Annotated in this window: 16 protein-coding genes; 11 read left to right on the forward strand and 5 right to left on the reverse strand. The window is 29.8% G+C overall.

Going from position 1 to position 19,605, the window contains the following annotated elements; genetic code table 11:
• Positions 1-10: 10 nt before the first annotated feature.
• The 4 genes from VLK81_RS03570 to VLK81_RS03585 all read right to left on the reverse strand — a co-directional run bounded on the left by VLK81_RS03570 (position 11) and on the right by VLK81_RS03585 (position 5,068).
• Entirely contained in the window at positions 11-2,581 is a 2,571-nt protein-coding gene (locus tag VLK81_RS03570; protein ID WP_324619262.1) for an ABC transporter permease subunit, read from the reverse strand.
• A 49-nt stretch (positions 2,582-2,630) separates the two neighbouring features.
• Positions 2,631-2,930 (reverse strand): hypothetical protein, encoded by a 300-nt coding sequence (locus VLK81_RS03575; protein WP_324619264.1) that lies wholly within the window; start codon positions 2,928-2,930, stop codon positions 2,631-2,633.
• Positions 2,931-3,313: 383 nt separating this feature from the next.
• On the reverse strand, positions 3,314-4,498 hold the full coding sequence (locus tag VLK81_RS03580) for a coenzyme F420-0:L-glutamate ligase (protein ID WP_324619266.1): 1,185 nt from the start codon (positions 4,496-4,498) through the stop codon (positions 3,314-3,316).
• A 21-nt stretch (positions 4,499-4,519) separates the two neighbouring features.
• Positions 4,520-5,068, reverse strand: a complete 549-nt coding sequence (locus VLK81_RS03585; protein WP_324619268.1) for a 5-formyltetrahydrofolate cyclo-ligase — start codon at positions 5,066-5,068, stop codon at positions 4,520-4,522.
• Between the two features lie 288 nt (positions 5,069-5,356).
• On the opposite strand from VLK81_RS03585, the gene ftsE reads away from it, so the two are divergent.
• The 9 genes from ftsE to VLK81_RS03630 all read left to right on the forward strand — a co-directional run bounded on the left by ftsE (position 5,357) and on the right by VLK81_RS03630 (position 16,102).
• Complete coding sequence (ftsE, locus tag VLK81_RS03590; RefSeq protein WP_324620446.1) at positions 5,357-6,034, forward strand: cell division ATP-binding protein FtsE; 678 nt, start codon at positions 5,357-5,359, stop codon at positions 6,032-6,034.
• A complete protein-coding gene (gene ftsX, locus VLK81_RS03595; protein ID WP_324619270.1) occupies positions 6,031-6,933 on the forward strand; it encodes a permease-like cell division protein FtsX in 903 nt (300 codons plus the stop codon). Before ftsE ends, ftsX begins: the two co-directional genes overlap by 4 nt.
• 16 nt (positions 6,934-6,949) lie before the next feature.
• Entirely contained in the window at positions 6,950-8,497 is a 1,548-nt protein-coding gene (locus VLK81_RS03600) for a C39 family peptidase (protein WP_324619272.1), read from the forward strand.
• 65 nt (positions 8,498-8,562) lie between these two features.
• The gene (locus VLK81_RS03605; RefSeq protein ID WP_324619274.1) at positions 8,563-10,152 is read left to right on the forward strand and encodes an ABC-F family ATP-binding cassette domain-containing protein; all 1,590 of its coding nucleotides are present in this window, start codon (positions 8,563-8,565) and stop codon (positions 10,150-10,152) included.
• 356 nt (positions 10,153-10,508) lie between these two features.
• A complete protein-coding gene (gene murA / locus VLK81_RS03610) occupies positions 10,509-11,780 on the forward strand; it encodes a UDP-N-acetylglucosamine 1-carboxyvinyltransferase (RefSeq protein WP_378143064.1) in 1,272 nt (423 codons plus the stop codon).
• Positions 11,777-13,987, forward strand: coding sequence for an SF1B family DNA helicase RecD2 (gene recD2 / locus VLK81_RS03615; RefSeq protein ID WP_324619278.1), 2,211 nt, complete (start codon positions 11,777-11,779; stop codon positions 13,985-13,987). The genes murA and recD2 overlap by 4 nt, the downstream gene beginning before the upstream one ends.
• Positions 13,980-14,642 carry a ComF family protein gene (locus VLK81_RS03620; RefSeq protein WP_324619280.1) on the forward strand — a complete coding sequence of 221 codons (663 nt, stop codon included), beginning with the start codon at positions 13,980-13,982 and terminating at the stop codon, positions 14,640-14,642. The genes recD2 and VLK81_RS03620 overlap by 8 nt, the downstream gene beginning before the upstream one ends.
• A 78-nt stretch (positions 14,643-14,720) precedes the next feature.
• Complete coding sequence (locus VLK81_RS03625) at positions 14,721-15,269, forward strand: helix-turn-helix domain-containing protein (protein ID WP_324619282.1); 549 nt, start codon at positions 14,721-14,723, stop codon at positions 15,267-15,269.
• Positions 15,257-16,102 (forward strand): IS3 family transposase, encoded by an 846-nt coding sequence (locus tag VLK81_RS03630; RefSeq protein WP_324620447.1) that lies wholly within the window; start codon positions 15,257-15,259, stop codon positions 16,100-16,102. Before VLK81_RS03625 ends, VLK81_RS03630 begins: the two co-directional genes overlap by 13 nt.
• Before the next feature lie 47 nt (positions 16,103-16,149).
• On the opposite strand, the gene VLK81_RS03635 is transcribed toward VLK81_RS03630, so the two are convergent.
• Positions 16,150-17,052, reverse strand: coding sequence for a YihY/virulence factor BrkB family protein (locus VLK81_RS03635; RefSeq protein WP_324619283.1), 903 nt, complete (start codon positions 17,050-17,052; stop codon positions 16,150-16,152).
• Between the two features lie 173 nt (positions 17,053-17,225).
• Between VLK81_RS03635 and arcC the strand changes: the two genes are divergently transcribed.
• Together arcC and VLK81_RS03645 are read left to right on the forward strand one after the other, a co-directional pair.
• Positions 17,226-18,158 (forward strand): carbamate kinase, encoded by a 933-nt coding sequence (gene arcC, locus VLK81_RS03640; protein ID WP_324619284.1) that lies wholly within the window; start codon positions 17,226-17,228, stop codon positions 18,156-18,158.
• A 33-nt stretch (positions 18,159-18,191) separates the two neighbouring features.
• Complete coding sequence (locus VLK81_RS03645; RefSeq protein WP_324619286.1) at positions 18,192-19,490, forward strand: NCS2 family permease; 1,299 nt, start codon at positions 18,192-18,194, stop codon at positions 19,488-19,490.
• Positions 19,491-19,605: the final 115 nt, after the last annotated feature.

Raw genomic sequence — 19,605 nt, forward strand, 5'->3', positions numbered from 1 at the left:
TATATTATAATTATTTAACTTCTTTTCTATTTACTACAAATGATCCCAGAATAGTAAAAATAATTGTCCAAATAAATAATACTAATAGACTAATCATAATATTATTTGTCTTAAGTCCGCTTTTAACAATCAAACTACCATTTGCAAGCTCACTAGCTCTTAGATGAGTAAATGGACTAAATATTTTAAGCGGATTTTTGATAAGTCCTTGGATAAAAATTATAAGTCCACTTAAGGCTAGTGTATAAAAAACTACCTTTCCCTTTTCTTTTACAAAAGCTGAAATTAAAGCTGCAAAACTTGCTAAAAATCCGATTTGGAAGATATATGAAACTAAAAGTCTTAGGTCATAGATCCAAATAGGAATTAGTTTAAAGTAAGGCTCAGACTGAAATTGTAATTTTTCAGGATCGATATTTTTCAAATATTGCACCACTGGAAAATTTATATCCCCAAGCCCTTCACTTGTGAGTCCTAATAAGAATAAAAACATAAATATTATTATTAAAGTTAATAGCCCAACAAAAGTAGATGCCAAAACTTTATATAAATGGTATTTTTTTCTTTGGATGGGCTGAGTGTATAGTAATTCTACCTGATTTCCATACTCCTTGTCATATGAATAAGCCCCAAGAGAAATTATAGATATTAAGCTTACGATAATAAAATCTATAGGGTATGTTCTTTCAAGCCTTCTAGGAAGATATGAGCTTGAATGAGAATATATATTATCTTTATTATATTTAAAAGAAAGTGGAGATAGTTTTTCAAATGAAGACATAAAAAGTAAATCCTTTATAAGGACTGGTAGATTATTATTTTCTGTGAGATGCTTATAAAGCTCTTTTGATTCCTCATAAGAACATTCATTATAGGATCTATCTTGTAGTGAAAGAGAATAATTTTGCCTATTTTCAGCTATCTCATCCAATTTTATTTGATAATATTCTTTTCCTTTTTTATTTAAATAATAATCATTTCCCTTTAGAGCATTATTGTAGAGCTTTTCATATCTTTCTAATTCTCCTGTGTCCCAAGAATTATAGAAATCATCGTCCTGTGTAGTTTCATCGTCTTTTTCCTTACTATCTTTATTTTTATCTGAAGACCTATCATATTTATATTTATAAACCTTTCCAGTATTCAATTCATAGTTTCCAACCTCCTGAGCCAATCTAACCTTATAATAGTCAGCGAAATAACCTCTTTTATATTTATCTAACAAATCCTTATCTTCACTATAAAATGCCAAAAATAGAATAAATACAAAGAGTAGGCTTCCAATTAGATTTACCTTAAAGGTAAAATTTCCAATAATTTTTGATATCTCTAAGGAAAATAGATTATTTCTCTTTAAGCTAGACTTTTTAGCTTTATCCACAATAGTTTTATTTACGGATGAAAGTTTAAGTAAGCTTATTGATGCTAATAGATAAATATAATATCCAAAATTTCCCTTAGAATTAACATAGGTTATTTTACCTCCCAAGCTAGGACTTAAAGTAAATATATCTTCATCTATTTTGCCAAGTAAATTATCCTTAATATTTAATGCATATATAGGATTTATTTTATTTTTAAGAAAAGTAAAGTTATCTGTAAAAATATTTAGGCTAATAAGCACTAAACATAAAATTAAAATAGCTGAGTTATAATTTTTTAGCCTGCCACTTAATAAAAGAATAATACTTGAAAAAAAGCTTAGCATTATCATAAAATATATAAATATTCTAGCTAAAAGTTCGTATGCATAGTAAAAATTAGTATTGCCATTTTCTGTAAATATCCTGTAAATTTCAAGATGACCATTGTGCCAACTAAACCCACTTATTAGAGGTATTAATATAGAAAAGAAAGATGCAAAGAAAAAGTAAAACACTCCTAAAGTGAGCATGACAAGAAATTTTGAGATTAGTATTTTCCTTCTTGATACAGGGCTAGTTAAGTAGAAATAGGAGTTCCCATTTTTTCTTTCTTTTCCAAGTATTGGAATAAATAATATAATAAAAATTAAAAAAGGAACTATTCCAAAAAGTTTGCTTGAACTTTGAATCAAAAATCTCATAGGATTATTAGAATACATCCAGTAATTTGGATCAGATAGAGAAGTATTATTACTAATCATATTTTGATTCTCAAATTCTAGCCATTCTATAGCATTTTCTTGCTCTTTAGAAAATTTAATATTATATTTTTTCATTAATTCTTTTTGATTATTGTAATATTCAATTACATCATCTCTTATTTTGAGTGAATCTTCGTTAGATGTGGTTTCGCTAGTATTTGTATATGAAATTCTTCTTCCTAAATTTATTTTTTCTCTAAATTGCATAAATAAATTCATTTCTTCATGATTAAATTTTCTCATATCTTCAGGAGATAAATTTGATTTATCTAAATCAGTAAGATTTATACTATCAAAAATCATATTCCTTGAATATCTTATCGCTTCATTTTTTATATCAAAAAACTCTGCATAGTTTATTAAATTAAAAAGTAGCAATGGAAACGCGAATGATAAAATAAGTAGATAAGTAAAAATATTCTTTTTTATGGCTTTTTTTAATTCAAATTTATACATAGTATTCTCCTTATATATCGAAAAAGGCTAGCTTAGGCTAGCCTTTTTTTTAATTTGTTAAGAATAAAGCACCAGAAAATCTATATCTGCCAGAATCTATCTGGCCTCTATTGTATATATAACCTTCATACCAATGATTATATCTATACACTCTCCTATAAAGTTTTTCTTCATGAATAAGATTTGAAAATATAGGGAAATCTTCTTTATAGTCAATATACTCTAAAACAGGAGCACGATTAATCTCATCAAAGTATAAGGACCTATTTATTTCTTTAGCAAAAGCGTGTCCACTTGGTAAAATAAATGCTAAAGCTAAGAAAAGATATAATATTTTATTCTTTTTCATATTTTTCACCTCCTTCTTTATATGTAATATGTAAAAAATTAGTGAGTTTACAAAATAAGCGAATATCACTCTAATATATTTATTTACAACAATATTATTAATTTAATTATATGATAGCATTTTTTTTTGAACTTGTCAAGAAAAGCTATTAATATATTTTCTTTAATAAACAAGTATCATATCTTTAAATTAAATACTTAAGCTTATTTTCAGATAAATTTGCTTATAATAAAAAGAATACTTGAATACAATTACTTAATAATTTTTTTAGTATAATTTTTTTCTTGATCTCTTCTTATAAAATAATGAAATTTAAAAATATTAGATCTTGATTTTAGAAATAAAAAAATCCCATAGCGAGCTCGCTATGAGATTTGATATTATTATTCAGTTGCTAAATTATCGAAGTAGCCTTTTATTAAAACTATTGGAGTTCCCTTGTCACCTGAACCAGAAATTAAATCAGCAAGGGATCCAAGTAGGTCAGTAAGATTTCTAGGAGTTGTCCCTAAATTCATTTGTCCCTTATTTGAATTTTCTTTTGCAGCTATTTTATCTTTCATAGCCTTAAGTGCTTCATCTTTACTTAAATCTTTAAGATCAGTATCTGCAATATATTTTAATTTTAATTCATTTGGAGTTCCAACAAGTCCGGATGTATATCCTGGAGATACAACTGGATCAGCTAATTCCCAAATCTTACCAACTGGATCTTTAAAAGCTCCATCTCCATAAACCATAACTTCAATTTTTACTCCAAATTTATCTTTAATCATCTTTTGTAAATCTTCTACAAATTCTTGGCAATTTCTAGGAAAAAGCTTAATTGAATTTTCTGTTGCCATATTTGAGCCATATAGGCCAAAGTCTTTATTATATCCAGAGCCATTTACTGGACTTGTTAGAATATCATCTAGTCCATATATTTTTTCTGCTCCATGCTCTTTATATAATTCTTTTAGATAGTTTCTATCGTGAATATTAGCTATCAAAACAGATTTTGAATATTTTAAAACTTCTAGAGGATCGTTAGTAAGGTAGATTTTTATGTTGTCATTTATAGCAAAATTTTTATAGAATTTAATATAATCTACACCTGTAAATGGGTGTTTGTATTCACCACCTACGAGTTTAATGTAGTCTTCTTCTGTAAGAGTGGTTTTGTAAGTGTTTATTTTATTCTTTAAAAGAGTTTCTGTGTCAATAATTCTATTTCCAACCTCATCTTGAGGATAGGTTAAAAATATTGATATCTTCTTTTTAGTATTTGCTATAGCCTTTAGTACTACTGAAAATCTATTTCTAGAAGTGATAGGGAAGACTACCGCTATTTCATCATCGAACTTTTCATTTAGGTCCTTGGTAATATCGTCTACTGAAGCATAATTTCCTTGACTTCTTGCTAGAAGAGATTCTGTTATTGCGAGTACATCTTTTTCTCTTAGTTTAAAGGAGTTTTCCTTTACAGCCTCATCTAGTGATTCTACGACAATATCTTTTAGGCAATCTCCACTTTTAATTATTGGTGCCCTTAGCCCATAAGCTGATGTTCCTATTGTTCTTTGCATAAATATCCTTTCCTTACTATATTAATTTGTAATGATAAAATCGACTGGAAGATCAAATTCGTCATGATCTATTTTTTCAACAAGTTGGTTTTTATAACAAAAGCCAACCTTTATTGGTGAATTTTTTAAGCTAGAAAAAAATCTGTCATAATATCCTCCACCATAACCAACCCTATATCCTTCCTTGTCAAAGCAAAGACCAGGAACTAATACAAAGTCAATTAAATCTGGATCTACAAAATCATAATCTTCTTCTTTTGGACTTAGTATTCCATAATGACCAGGCTCAAGTCCATCAAGTGATTTAATCCTTGTTAGCTTCATCATATTATTATTTTTTTCAGTAATTGGAATAAATACGTTTTTTCCGTCACTGAAAAATCTTTCTAATAAAGCTTTAGTATCTATTTCACTGCCAAAATTAATAAATGCAAAAATATTTTTAGAATTTTTATATTCATCAAGGCTAATTAGATTATCAAAAGCTTTTTTATCCCAGATTTTTCTTTCCTCATCAGATATATTATTTCTTATTTCTTTAAAGGATTTTCTAAGACTCTTTTTATCCATTTTATCACCCGTTCTAAATTATATAGGATATTCATTATTTTGTAAATATTTTTTTGCTTAAATTGATTTCTTCAAATATTTTTTTATAGATTAATATAAAGTAGGCTTCAATGAGAAAATAAAACTTTGAATTTTATATTAATTTAAATATAATTTTTTTCATATTTATAAATGTTACAATTTTATAACAATTGTAAATGATTTGTAACTTTTTTTTTATTATATTTCTTAAAAGCTAAATATGTGTGCTATAATAAGTATGAAGTTTTATGTAAAGAGGTGATTTTTCTGATTGAATTTAAAAATGTTTCTAAAAATTATAAGGGGAAAATTCACGCTTTAAAAGATGTATCATTTAAAGTAAATGATGGAGAATTTGTATATATTATTGGTCCATCTGGTGCTGGTAAGACTACATTAATAAAACTTATATTAAAAGAAGAGAATCCAACCTCAGGAGTAGTTCTTTTAAATAATAAGGATATTTCTTATATAAGGGCTAGGAAAATACCTGAAATTAGAAGACATATTGGCGTTGTTTTTCAGAATTTTAGACTTCTTGAAGATAGAAATGTCTATCAAAATGTTGCTTTTGCACTTAATATTCTTGGCTGGCAAAAGAAAAAGGCCGATAAAAGAATAAAAGAAGTTTTAGATTTGGTAGACCTTAGCGATAAAGAAAAATCTTACCCTCTTGAACTTTCAGGAGGAGAACAGCAAAGGGTTTCAATGGCAAGAGCTATGGTAAATAGACCAAAAATTCTTATTGCTGATGAACCAACGGGCAATTTGGACCCTGATACATCATGGGATGTTATGAACGCCCTGATAAAAATTAACCAAAGTGGAACTACAGTTATTATGGTTACACACTCTAAAGAAATAGTAAACTCCATTAGAAAAAGGGTCTTACACTTTGAAAAAGGTGTTCTTATAAGAGATGATGAGGATGGTGGTTATTTATGATCTTCCTTAGAAAGCTTCTTTTTTCATTAAAATCTGGAATTGTTGGAGTTTGGAAAAACAAATCAATGGGCTTTGCTTCAATTATTTCTATAGCTGCAGTTTCAGTAATTTTGGGAATTGTACTTATATCTGCTTTAAGTATGAATGTAATCCTTAAGGATGTTCAGTCAAAGGTTGATGAAATTGAGGTTTATATTAAAGATGATCTATCTGATGAGGATTGCAAGAATATTGGCGAGGAACTTAAAGCATTAGATGGTGTTGTTGATATTAGATTTAAAAGCAAAGAAGACGCACTTCATGAAATGAAAAAAGTTTGGGGAGAAGATGCCTATATTCTAGAGGGCTTAGAACAAGATAACCCACTAGAGAGAAGTTATGTGATTTCTGTTGATACTATAGAGTCATCCCACTCAATTTTCGAAAAAGCAAAAGAATTTAATGGTGTGTCAAATGTTATTTATTACCAAGATGCTGTTGATAAATTAGTTAAAATTGCTGATTATGTTAGAGTTGGCGGTCTAGTGATTACAGTTGTTCTGATTATTATATCTATTTTGGTAATATCAAATACAGTTAAGCTTACTGTACTTGCAAGAAAAAGAGAGATAGAAGTTATGAAATATGTGGGGGCCTCAAATTCTATGATTTCCTTACCTTTTATGATTGAGGGAATTATTTTTGGACTTATGGGTGCACTTTTAGCTTATTTACTAACTTTCTACACATATAAAATTGTTTATAATAATTTTAATGAAAAAATATATTCTATTATTTCTAGTAATATGATAAGTCCAAGTTTTTTAAAGTTTGACATTTTAGTGATATACGCTATGCTAGGAATAGTAATAGGTACTGTGGGATCTGTATTCTCACTTAAAAAATACTTAAGAGTATAATTTGGGAGGTTAAAAATTGAGTATTAAAAAGAGGGCTCTAGCCCTAGGTCTTGCCTTAACTATATTATCTTCATCTGTATTAGCTTCAGATTATGTTCCTGAAGAAGACTGGAATGTAGATGTTAATTCAACTTATGAAGGTTATGACGAAAATTCCGATGGGAATGTAAATATTAATATTCCTGAAGGATCTGAAGGCGGATCTGAAATGTCTGACATTCAAGATAAACAATCAAAAATTAGGTCAGCAAATGAAGAAATTCAAAACCAAAGAAGAGTTATTGAAAATAAAAATTTAAACTTGGAAGAAGCATATAAAAAACTTGATGGATTTCAAGTTGAAATGGACAAATTACGTAAGGAAATTGACAAACTAAAAAAAGATATCAAAGCTTTGGAAAAATCAATTAGTGAAAATGAAAAGAAAAAAGATGATTTATTAAATAAATTAAATCATAAAATTGAAATTTTCAAAAAGAGAATTGATGTTATGTATAAAAATAGAAATACTGGTTATGTTCCAATGCTTCTATCTTCAAATGATGTAGATGATTTTCTTTCAAGACTTACTACTATGAAGTCTGTTGCTCAATATGATACAGACCTTATTAAAGAAATGAAAGAAACTAAAAAAGAATATGAACTTACTCTAGTGCAGTTAAAAGGTCAAAAGACTTCCTTAGATGAAGCTATGAAAAACTACAACTACAAGGAAGCTGAGCTTATGGATACTATAGCTGATCAAAAAGATTTAATTTCAGTTATACAACATGAGCTAAAGCTTAGCTTGGAGGAAAAAAACAAGCTAGAAAAAAGAGTAGTTGAGCTTGATTCTGAAATATCTTCTCTTAGCCAAAAGCTAAAAGAAAGACTTGAAAGGGAAGAAGCTGAGAGACAAAGACTTGCTGAAGAAGAAAGAAAAAGAATTGAAGCTGAAAAAAGAGCACGCGAACAGGCAGCACAAACTCAGTCAAGCTTACTAAATGAAACCAATGAACTTTCTAATGTTTCAGTAAATCTTAGAAATCTTCTACCTGATGGAGAGTTTAAACCTTTTGATGGTAATGTAGTTTATTATAGCCAAAGGGAAGAACCATGGGCATCTACAAGATATGGAAATGGAATTTATGGAACAATTGCAGCGAATGGCTGCGGGCCAACTTCTATGGCTATGGTTTTATCTTCTATGACAAATGCTGTAGTAACTCCTGCTGACATGGCAAATTATTCAACCTTAGGTGGTCATGTTATGCCTGGAGATGGTGGATCTTTCTGGTCACTTTTCCCAGCAGCTGCTAGTGAATATGGTTTATCTTGCAGGCAAACTACAAACCAAAATGAAATAGTTCAAGCTTTAGCAAGTGGTTCAATGGTTATTGCTTCACAAACAAATGCTCTAGGAAATTATTGGACAATAGGCGGTCACTTTATTGTTTTATCTGGCATTACTCCTGATGGACAAATTAAAGTAGCTGATCCTTGGTCAAGAGCAAAGTCTGCAATTACTCATAGTCAAACTCAAGTTTTTGTACCAATGAGAGCAGCTTGGATAATTTCTAAATAAAAAAATATAAGGAGCTCTAAGGAGCTCTTTTTTTATGGATACTATTCTTATTTTTGGAGGTAATTATGTTAACAGTAAATAATTTATCGGTTATTTTCCCTGATAAAAAGTTATTTGAAGATGTAAATTTAATTTTTAGTGATGGAAATGTATATGGAGTTATTGGAGCTAATGGAGCAGGTAAATCTACATTTTTAAAAATTCTAAATGGAGAGAAGGAAGCAACAACAGGATCAGTTACAATGGGTAAAGATGATAGGCTAAGTAAACTTAACCAAGATCACTTTGCCTTTGAGGACAAAAAAGTCTTAGAAACTGTAATTATGGGCAATAAGGAATTATATGATATTTCAATAGAAAAAGATGCTATTTATTCTAAGTCTGACTTTACTGAAGAGGATGGTATAAGGGCAGCAGAACTTGAAGCGAGATTTGGTGAACTTAATGGATATGAGGCTGAAGGAGAAGCTTCTACAATTCTTCAAGGGCTTGGCATAGATACAAGTAAACACGATCTATTTATGAGAGATTTACTTGAATCAGACAAGGTTAAAGTACTACTTGCTCAAGCACTTTTTGGAAAACCTGAAATTCTTTTACTTGATGAACCAACAAATGGTATTGATTTTAAGGCTATTAGATGGCTTGAAGAATTTTTATTTAACTTTGAAGGAATTGTAATAGTTGTATCTCACGATAGATATTTTTTAAATGAAGTTTGTACTCACATGGTTGATATTGACTTTGGAAAGATAAAAATGACAATAGGTAACTACGATTTTTGGTATGAATCTAGTAAACTTGCCCAAAAGATGATTAAGGATGCAAATAAGAAAAAAGAGGATAAGATTAAGGAATTGGAAGAATTTATTAGAAGGTTCTCCGCGAATAAATCTAAGTCAAAGCAAGCTACTTCTAGGAAAAAACTTTTGGATAAAATCAGTCTTGATGATATCGCTCCTTCTTCAAGAAGGTATCCTTTTGTTGGATTTGAGCTTTCAAGAGAACCAGGAAATGATATTTTAAACATAGAAAAGCTTACTCTTAAAAGAGGAGATAAAACTCTTTTAAAGGATTTTGATCTTACAGTTTTAAAAAATGAAAAAATAGGATTTATAGGAAATGAAATTGCCATTAGCGAATTTTTTGAAACAATTACAGGAAATAATAAAGATTTTATAGGGAATTTTAAGTGGGGACAAACCATATCCTATGACTATTTTCCAAAAGACAATACAAGATTTTTTGATACTAAGGGCAAGAATTTAATTGACTGGTTAAGGGATTACTCAAAAGAGCAATCAGAAATATTTATTAGGGGATTTTTAGGAAAAATGCTTTTCTCTGGAGACGAGGCACTGAAAGATTCAAGTGTACTATCTGGTGGAGAAAAAGTTAGAATGATGTTTTCAAAGATGATGATAGAGCCTAGAAATATGTTAATATTTGATCAGCCAACAAATCATTTAGATCTTGAATCTATAGAAGCTGTAAATAATGGACTAATAGCATTTAAGGGAAATATCTTATTTACATCTCTCGACCATCAATTTGTATCTTCAGTTGCAAATAAAATAGTTGAAATTTTTGATGATGGAACTTACAGAGTTGAAGAAGGCGGATACGAGGATTATATAAACAAATATTTGGTTTAAATATAGCTAAAAATGAAATTTTTTAGTTGAGTCTCCTTAATTTTTATTTAAGGAGACTTTTCAATTTTTTTTACTTACTTATAAAAGCATTATTTTAAAAGTAAACTCTATATTAACTGTAGAAACTATATAAATTATAGTTTTTACATATTAATTTTTAATTATCTAATATAATGGATGATTTTATTTTAATAATTTAAAAAATTTATAGTCCAATATAAATTTATATATTATTTTTTACTTAATTGTATATTTAAATTTACTTAAGCATTAATTAAATATACTTTTAAATTATACTAATTATTATTTTTTAAAATATGATATAATATAATTGATTTTAGTATGGAGGTTTGTATTTGGAAAAGATTATTGTTAGAAAATCAAATCCTTTAAAGGGAGAGGTTAAAATTGACGGAGCAAAAAATAGTGCTCTACCAGTTATAGCCGCTTCTTTATTAGGAACTGAAGATATTATTTTAGAAGATGTCCCAAAGTTAAAAGATGTAACTATTATACTTAAGGTTTTAGAATCATTGGGAGCAAAAATTGAATATATTGATGAAACAACTGTAAAGATAAACTCAAGTAATATAACTGAGTATAAAACTCCTTTTGATCTTATGAATAAGATGAGGGCCTCTTTTTTAGTTATGGGTCCACTTTTAGCTAGAGTTGGTAAAACTGAAACTCACACACCTGGAGGATGTGCTATCGGCTCAAGACCAGTAGACCTTCACTTAAAAGGGTTTAAGGCTCTTGGAGCTGTTATTGATGAAAGGCTAGAAATTATTGGGGCAAATGCACCTAATGGACTAATAGGGGATACCGTATATATGGATTTTCCATCTGTTGGTGCAACTCAAAATATAATTATGGCAGCATCTCTTGCAAAGGGAGAAACAGTTATTGAGAATCCTGCAAAAGAGCCAGAAATAATTGATTTAGCTAACTTTATAAATAAGATGGGTGGAGATGTAAAGGGAGCAGGCACTTCAGCTATTAGAATCAGGGGAGTTGAGAAACTTCATGGATGCGTTCATCAAATTATACCAGATAGGATTGAGGCTTCAACATTCATGGTTGCTGCTGCAATGACTGAAGGGGATGTTGTTGTCCAAAATGTAATTCCATCACATATATCACCTGTTATAGCAAAACTTAGAGAAGTTGGATGTGAAATTGATATAAATGAAGACGAAGATTCTTTAAGAATTAGGGGCCCTAAAAAGCTTTTATCAACTAGAATAAAAACTCTACCTTATCCGGGATTTCCAACAGATGTTCAAGCTCAATTCATGGCGCTTATGACAATTTGTGATGGACAGTCTAAGGTTGAAGAAACTGTTTTTGAAAATAGATTTATGCATGTTCAAGAGCTTCAAAAAATGGGAGCTTTAATAGTTACTGAGGGTAAGGAGGCTAGAATTGCTGGAGTACCAAAATTAACTGGGGCAGAGGTTAGGGCTACAGACCTAAGAGCTGGTGCTGCACTAGTTACAGCAGGACTTGTGGCTGAAGGTGAAACTAGAGTTTCTGATATTTTCCATATAGATAGAGGCTATCACGATTTTGTTGGTAAGCTTAAAAATTTAGGAGCGGATATCGAGAGAAAAGAAGTAGATGAATGATAGAAATTTATGGGAGAATAAAAAGTATTATTTTTCATAACGAAGAAAATGGATATACTGTTGCAAAATTTGAATCCGATGATGAAGAAATTACTGTTGTCGGATCTTTTTTTGCTGCAGAAAATGGATTTTACAAATTGACTGGAGACTTTACATATCACGATAAATTTGGTGAACAATTCCATTTTGTAGAAATTGAAAAAGATGTTCCTAAGGATGAGTTTGGAATTATTGCCTATCTATCTAGCGGAACTTTTCCATATATTGGCAAAAAAACTGCTGAAAAAATTGTGGAAAAATTTGGAGTAAATACTTTAGAACTATTAGAAGAAAACCCATATATTTTAAATGGAATAAAGGGCTTAGGGAAAAAAAGAGTAAGTAAAATTGCTTCTGTCATTATAGATAACAGGTCAAAAAGAAAAACTTTATATGCACTTACATCACTTGGACTTTCTATGGAACTTTCAAATCAAATTTATAAGGAATTTTTAGAAAAGTCCTACGATATAGTTAAATCAAATCCCTACTCACTTATTGGAGTAATAAAAGGAGTTGGTTTTTCTAAGGCTGATGAAATTGCTCTAAGGCTTGGGGAAGAAAAAGATAGTAGGAGAAGGATTAAAGAGGCCATTAAATATATTCTTTCTAGTTCTGCTTCAAGATCGCAAGATACATTTATTTTTGAAAATGAATTAAAAGAAAGTTTATTGTCTCTTACATCGGCTAGCGAGGATAAGCTCTCAGATACTTTACTAGATATGCAGCTTAATGGGGAAGTTATTAGCGAAGAAATTGATGGAAAGAGAGTTTATTTTGATAGGCATCTTTATAAGGCAGAAGATATTTCTGCTAGTAAGTTACTTCAAATTTATTATGATAAGAAGGCAGTTTTAAATATAGATTATGATGAAAAAGAATTAGAATTTTTAGACTCAATTCAAAAAGAAGCTGTTCTTGAAGTTTTTAAAAATAAGATTACTGTTATAACTGGTGGACCAGGAACTGGAAAAACTACTATTTTGAAACATATTTCGCAAATTGCTGTAAAAAACAATTTAATAGTTGAACTTTGTGCTCCAACTGGAAAAGCTAGCAAGAGATTAAGTGAAGCAACTGGGCTAAAAGCACAGACAATTCATAGACTTTTAAAATATGGGGTAGATGAAGATGGAAATCTATCTTTTCAAATGAATAGAGAAAATCCATTAATTGCAGACCTTGTTATTGTGGATGAAGCCTCTATGCTTGATATAATACTATTTCAAAAATTGTTGGAATCTTTTAATTATGACATAGATGAAAATGGCAGACCTATTATTAGGACAAGACTTATTCTAGTTGGGGATATTAGTCAGCTTCCAAGTGTAGGGCCTGGCAATGTTTTAAAAGATATTATAAAAACAAAAATAGCAAAAGTAATTAGGCTCAAAAATATATATAGACAGAAAAAAAATTCTAATATAGCTATAAATGCACATAAGATTAATGAAGGGCTTTATCCAAGTCTAAATGAAAAAGGAAAAGATTTCTTTTTTATTGATACCTATAGTGAAGATGAGACTTTAACAGTTATCTTAGATTTAGTTCAAAATAGGCTGAGAAATTTTTATAAAATTGATCCAATTAGGGACATTCAAATATTAACTTTTTCTAAAAGGGGAATGCTTGGTTCTAAAGCTTTAAATGAGTCCTTAAAAATAGCCTTAAATCCAAGTAAAGAATATATCGAATATAAAGATTATACTTTTTCTATTGGCGATAAGTTAATGCAAATTGTAAATGATTATAATATCAAAGATGAAGATGGGGAGCTTGGAGTTTTTAATGGGGATAGTGGAAGAGTTTGTGAAATAGATAAAGAGAATGAAACGCTTAAGGTAAAGTTCGATGACGGGAGAATAGTTAAGTATGACAAAAAGAATTTAGCTAATCTTTCTTATAGCTATGCTATTACTGTTCATAAGTCCCAAGGATCTGAGTTCGACTACTGCATTATTCCATGTGAAAATACTTCAGTTCTTTTGCTTAATAGAAACTTAATTTATACAGCTATAACAAGGGCTAAAAAATTTGTTTGCTTGGTTGGTAAAAGAGAAATTTTAAAAAGGATGATTGATAATAATCACGAGGAGAGAAGAAACTCATCACTAGCTTATAGAATTAAGAAAAAGTACAAGATGACAAAGGGGACTTTATATGATTAACAAATATTTTTTTATAGGCGATGATGAATGTCAAATATGTAAAATAAATAAAAGACTTAGGGGTAAGAAAATTTGTAACTCTTGTCTTAAATCTTTACAGATTTATAATTATTATGGAAAATATGAGGATCTTGAAGAGGTATTAGTTGCATGCTATTATAATGATTTTATCAAGGCAGTAGTTGCAAGATACAAGTTTCAAAAAGAAACTTATCTTTATAATATTTTTTCTGATTTAATGTATGATTGCCTTATTCAAAATATTGATCCCTCTTTATTTACCTATATAATTCCAATTCCTTGCTCAAAGAAAACATTAAGAGAAAGAGGATTTAATTGTGCAGGACTACTAGCTGAAGCTTTAGCTGCTAAACTTAATATTCCCTATCTAAACCCACTAATCAAGGACCATACTTTAGAGCAAAATAAAATTGAATTAAGGGAAAGAACCAAAAATTTAAAAGGTAAGATTAGGCTTAATAAAAGTTTTTCAGAGGATCTTAGGGGAAAAAGAGTACTTTTAGTTGATGATATAATAACTACTGGATCAACTTTAAAAGAGGCTGAAAAAGTATTAAATGAAAATAGTGCAAGTGCTATAAAGATACTTTTGGCATCACCTTCTTACCACACAATTACAAATTCTGAAGTATAAAAGAAGACTATAAAAAAGGCTAAGTCACCTATGATATGTACCCTCTTTACTGGACAAACCAGTAAGGAGGGTATTTTTATGCGATATAGTTATGAATTTAAAAAAGAATGCGTAGAACTATACAGACAAGGAAAGTGGATGGAAACACCAGAAGGCGTTACACAAGAAACATTCAGATATAAGATTTGGTATTGGAGTAAGCTTGTAGATTTTCATGGCGAAGAAATTCTTAACCACAAAGAACAGAATAAAAAGTGGACTGCAGAAGAAAAATTTAAGTATGTATCAAAAGTGTTAGCTGGAAATTCATGTAAGTCTGTAGCTATAGAGGCTGGCATTCCAGATGGTCAACTTCATAATTGGATATATAAATATAAAAGATTTGGGTATAATTCTCTTGAAATTAAGAAGAGAGGACGTCCATCTAAAATGAAAGAAAATAATGAAAACACTAATATAGAGCCAAAGCCACTTAACGAATCAGAAAGAGAAGAACTTATTCGTTTAAGAGAAGAAAATGAATATTTAAGAACAGTTCAAGCAGTCGAAAAAAAATTAGACGCCTTGAGAAGGGAAAAGTATGCTGCATATCTCAAGGCGAAAAAGCAGCAGTCATCAGAGAACTAAGAGATGAAGGATACAAACTAAAATATCTTTTAAAAGCTATGAACATGCCTAAATCAACATATTACTTTGAGTTAAGTAAAGTTGACCAAATTGATCTCAGAAACAAGGAAATCAAAGAACAAATAAAAGAAATATTTACTTCAAACAAAGGTAGATACGGAGTAAGAAGAGTGCATCAAGCACTTTTAAGTAAAGGATATATAGTAAACCATAAAAGAGTTCAAAGGCTTATGCACAATATGCATCTTCTAGGCAAGAGACCAAAAGAAAAGTATCATTCATATATGGGAAGCGTTGGTAAAGTAGCAAGTAACATCATAAATAGAGACTTCACAGCAACAAAGCCATTTGCTAAGTGGAATACAGATGTATCCCAGTTTAACTTCGCGTGGGGCAAATGCTATCTATCACCAATATTAGATATGTACACAAACGAAATCATCTCATACGACTTATCATTGCATCCAACACTAGAACAAGTATCAAGAATGCTTAATAGAGCATTTGAAAAGTTTCCATGTGTAAAAGGCTTAATCATGCACTCAGATCAAGGCTGGCAATATCAAAACAGCTACTACATCAAAGAATTAGAAAAGCATCAAATAACTCAGTCAATGTCAAGAAAAGGAAACTGCTACGATAACTGTATCATGGAAACATTCTTTGGAAGACTTAAAACAGAGATGTATTATGGATGTGAGAGAGAATTTAAAACATTTGATGATTTTTCAAAAGCAATTGACGAATATATATACTACTACAACAACGAAAGAATTCAGAAGAAAACAAAATGGATGCCACCTACTTTGTATAGGTTAGCATCCACCATGTAAACTAAATATTAATGTGTCCAGTTTTTGGGGTACATATCACCTAAGACCTAGCCTTTTTTATTTGATTTAATATTTTTATATATAGTCTTATTTATATCTTTTGAATCCTTGTAATTTTGAAGTGATGAAGCAAAAACAGCTCCAACTATCAAAATAGCACTAGATAAATATAGCCATGTTAATAGAACTATTACTCCTCCGATTGAACCATAGGTTTTATCATAAGAAGCAAAATTTGCTACATAAAATCCAAAGCCATTTGTTACAAGAATCCAAAGAAGAGTTGTAGCAATTGAACCTATAAGCACATATAATAATGAGACCTTGTGCCTGTCAGCCTTGTTCTGAGAAAAATAATAAAGTAGGAAAAAGGTTATTATCATAAATATAATTGGAACAATAAATATTATTATTTTATACATTAAACGTATAAATTTATTATCTCCAACAAATTTAAGTAGTAAATCTAAAATTAAATTGTTAAATACACCACTTGCTAAAACCAAGATAATAAGTGCTACAAGCCCAATAGTAAAAGCAATTCCAAGAAGCCTTTTTTTAAAGAAAGATCTTGATGGCTCATGTCCAAAAGCTTCATTTACTTTATTTATTAGCTGAACAATTCCATTTGAACCGGACCAAAGTGCAATAATAATTGAAATAGACAAAAGTGCAGATGAAGATGAATTTATCAAACTTACTAGGACGGAGGTAATTGTCTGTCCGATTTCTTCAGGAACTTTTTCAAAAAAATTAATTATATCAACCTCTTTGCCCTTAAAAAAGAAGGAAACAATATTTAAAAGGACAATAAAAAAAGGGAAAATACTAAAAATCAAGAAATAAGCAAGCATGGCAGCAGCTGTTTTTATTTCAATCATTTTTAAATTTTTTAAAAAGATTTTATTAAAAGATAAAAATTTTCCAAAGCTATTTTTTTTATCAATCAAAAATATCACCTCCCTATCCTGTATAATATAACTGATTTTTTAATGAATGTAAAATCATCTATATTTTATACTCATTTTACCATAAATATGATATAATAAGAGTTCTTAAAGCTATACTTTTTATTAATTATGCAAATATTTTATTAGAAATTTGTAATTTAATGGAGGATTTTATGAGTAAAAAATATGTAATTGCATTGGGTGGAAATGCACTTGGAAATTCCCCAAAGGAACAAGAAAAAAATTTAGTTGTTACCTCAAAAGCTATTGTTGATCTAGTAGAAGAAGGAGTTGAGGTAACCATATGCCATGGAAATGGTCCTCAGGTTGGTATGATTAAAAAAGCCATGGATGAAACATTCAATGAAAATGGAGAAATTTTTATGCCTTTTGCAGAATGTGGAGCTATGAGTCAGGGTTATATAGGTTTTCAAATGCAAAATGCAATTAAAAATGAATTACTAAAGAGAAATATAAGGAAGAATGTAGTTTCAGTAATTACTGAAGTTGAAGTAGATAGAAATGATCCTGCTTTTAAGGACCCTACAAAACCTATAGGTTCTTTTATGACAGAAGAAGAGGCTAAAAAATTAGAAGAAGCTGGTATTTTTGTTATGGAAGATGCTGGAAGGGGCTATAGACAAGTTGTCCCTTCACCAAAGCCAAAAAGAATCCTCGAAAAAGAATCTATCGAAAATTTAATTGAAAATGGTAATATAGTTATTTCTTGCGGAGGAGGAGGTATTCCAGTTATTTTAGAAAATGGGGAATACAAGGGAGTAGATGCAGTTATAGATAAGGATCTTTCCTCATCACTTTTAGCAAGAGAGATAAATGCAGATGTGCTTGTTATATTAACAGCTATTGACAATGTTAAAATTAATTTTGGTAAAGAAAATGAAGAATCTTTAGGAGAAATCTCAACTGAAGAAATCAAAAAATACTTGAAAAACGATGAATTTAAAAAAGGATCTATGCTTCCAAAAGTGGAGGCTGCTATAGAATTTGCTGACTCTAAAGAAGGAAGACTTACTATTATTACCTCCTTAGAAAAGGCAAATGAAATTGTATCGGCTAAAGCTGGTACAAGAATTAGTAAAATGTAGGTCAATATATTATTTAAAGGAGGGTTTATTGATTTGAGTTTTTTAGAAAAAACATTCAAATTAGGTGAGAACAAAAGCTCTGTTAAACAAGAGATGATGGCTGGACTTACTACATTTATGACTATGTCTTATATTCTTATAGTAAATCCTAATATTTTATCAGAAGCTGGAATGGATAAGGGAGCTGTATTTACTGCTACTATCCTAGCTTCATTTGTTGCTTGCTTAGCTATGGGCTTAATCGCAAACTATCCATTTGCACTATCTGCAGGCATGGGACTAAATGCATTTTTTACCTATACTGTAGTTTTAAAAATGGGTCACACTTGGCAATTTGCTTTAACAGCTGTTTTTTTAGAAGGTATAATATTTATACTTATGAGCTTATTTAAAATAAGAGAAAAAATATTTGATGCTATACCATACACTCTAAAAAAAGCCGTATCAGTTGGTATTGGATTATTTATATCACTGATTGGATTTTCAAGTGCTGGAATTATTGTAAATGATCAGGGAACTATTCTTTCACTGGGAAATATAAAGAGCAATCAATCTATTGTTTTCTTTTTTGGAATTATATTAATTGCTTTTCTTCTTATTAAGAAAGTTAAAGGAGCCATTTTATTTGGAATTTTAGGATCAACTGTGCTTGCACTTATCCTAGGAGTTACTAGTTTTCCAACTGGAATTGTTTCAACTCCACCAAGCATGGCAGAAACATTTTTTAAATTTGATTTTACTAATGTATTTTCGCTTGACATGCTTATTGTTTTATTTACATTTTTATTTGTTGATATTTTTGATACGCTTGGTACCCTTATAGGAGTTTCAACTAAAGCTGGGATGTTAAATGAAAAGGGAGAACTTCCAAGAAGTGGAAGAGCCTTACTTGCAGATGCGATTGGTACTACAGTTGGAGCAACCTTTGGTACATCTACTATAACTACATTTGTAGAATCAGCTTCAGGAGTTGCTGATGGTGGTAGAACTGGTCTTACAGCAATAACTACAGGATTTTTATTTTTAGTTTCATTAATTTTTTATCCTATATTTTCTATAATACCTGCTGCAGCAACTGGACCAGCCTTAGTTATCGTTGGACTATTTATGATGAGTCCTATATTAGATATTGATTTTTCAGATTATACAGAATCAATACCTGCATTTTTAACTATTGTAATGATGCCTTTTGCCTATTCTATTGCAGAAGGAATTGTGTTTGGAATGATTTCTTTTGTTATTGTTAAGCTAATTGGCAAAAAATCAAAAGAAATATCACCACTTATGTATATACTAGCAATATTATTTTTAGTAAAAATTATTTTATCTTAATTTTTACCCCAAGATTTTAAGGTGACCCCAAAAAGTTGGACTTTATACCAGAGACATTTAGAAATATTTGTCTCTGGTTTTTTTGTCCTCATATTTCCCCTAGGGGAAATCGCAG

The organism is Citroniella saccharovorans (genome assembly GCF_035481615.1).
Taxonomy (GTDB): Bacteria; Bacillota; Clostridia; order Tissierellales; family Peptoniphilaceae; genus Citroniella; species Citroniella saccharovorans.

What these genes read in the sequence shown, in the direction of transcription:
- VLK81_RS03570 (WP_324619262.1), bottom strand. Translation starts at nt 2,581, where the DNA reads ATGTATAAATTTGAATTAAAAAAAGCCATAAAAAAGAATATTTTTACT.
- ftsX (WP_324619270.1), top strand. Translation starts at nt 6,031, where the DNA reads ATGATCTTCCTTAGAAAGCTTCTTTTTTCATTAAAATCTGGAATTGTT.
- VLK81_RS03575 (WP_324619264.1), bottom strand. Translation starts at nt 2,930, where the DNA reads ATGAAAAAGAATAAAATATTATATCTTTTCTTAGCTTTAGCATTTATT.
- VLK81_RS03580 (WP_324619266.1), bottom strand. Translation starts at nt 4,498, where the DNA reads ATGCAAAGAACAATAGGAACATCAGCTTATGGGCTAAGGGCACCAATA.
- VLK81_RS03620 (WP_324619280.1), top strand. Translation starts at nt 13,980, where the DNA reads ATGATTAACAAATATTTTTTTATAGGCGATGATGAATGTCAAATATGT.
- VLK81_RS03625 (WP_324619282.1), top strand. Translation starts at nt 14,721, where the DNA reads ATGCGATATAGTTATGAATTTAAAAAAGAATGCGTAGAACTATACAGA.
- VLK81_RS03605 (WP_324619274.1), top strand. Translation starts at nt 8,563, where the DNA reads ATGTTAACAGTAAATAATTTATCGGTTATTTTCCCTGATAAAAAGTTA.
- recD2 (WP_324619278.1), top strand. Translation starts at nt 11,777, where the DNA reads ATGATAGAAATTTATGGGAGAATAAAAAGTATTATTTTTCATAACGAA.
- VLK81_RS03585 (WP_324619268.1), bottom strand. Translation starts at nt 5,068, where the DNA reads ATGGATAAAAAGAGTCTTAGAAAATCCTTTAAAGAAATAAGAAATAAT.
- arcC (WP_324619284.1), top strand. Translation starts at nt 17,226, where the DNA reads ATGAGTAAAAAATATGTAATTGCATTGGGTGGAAATGCACTTGGAAAT.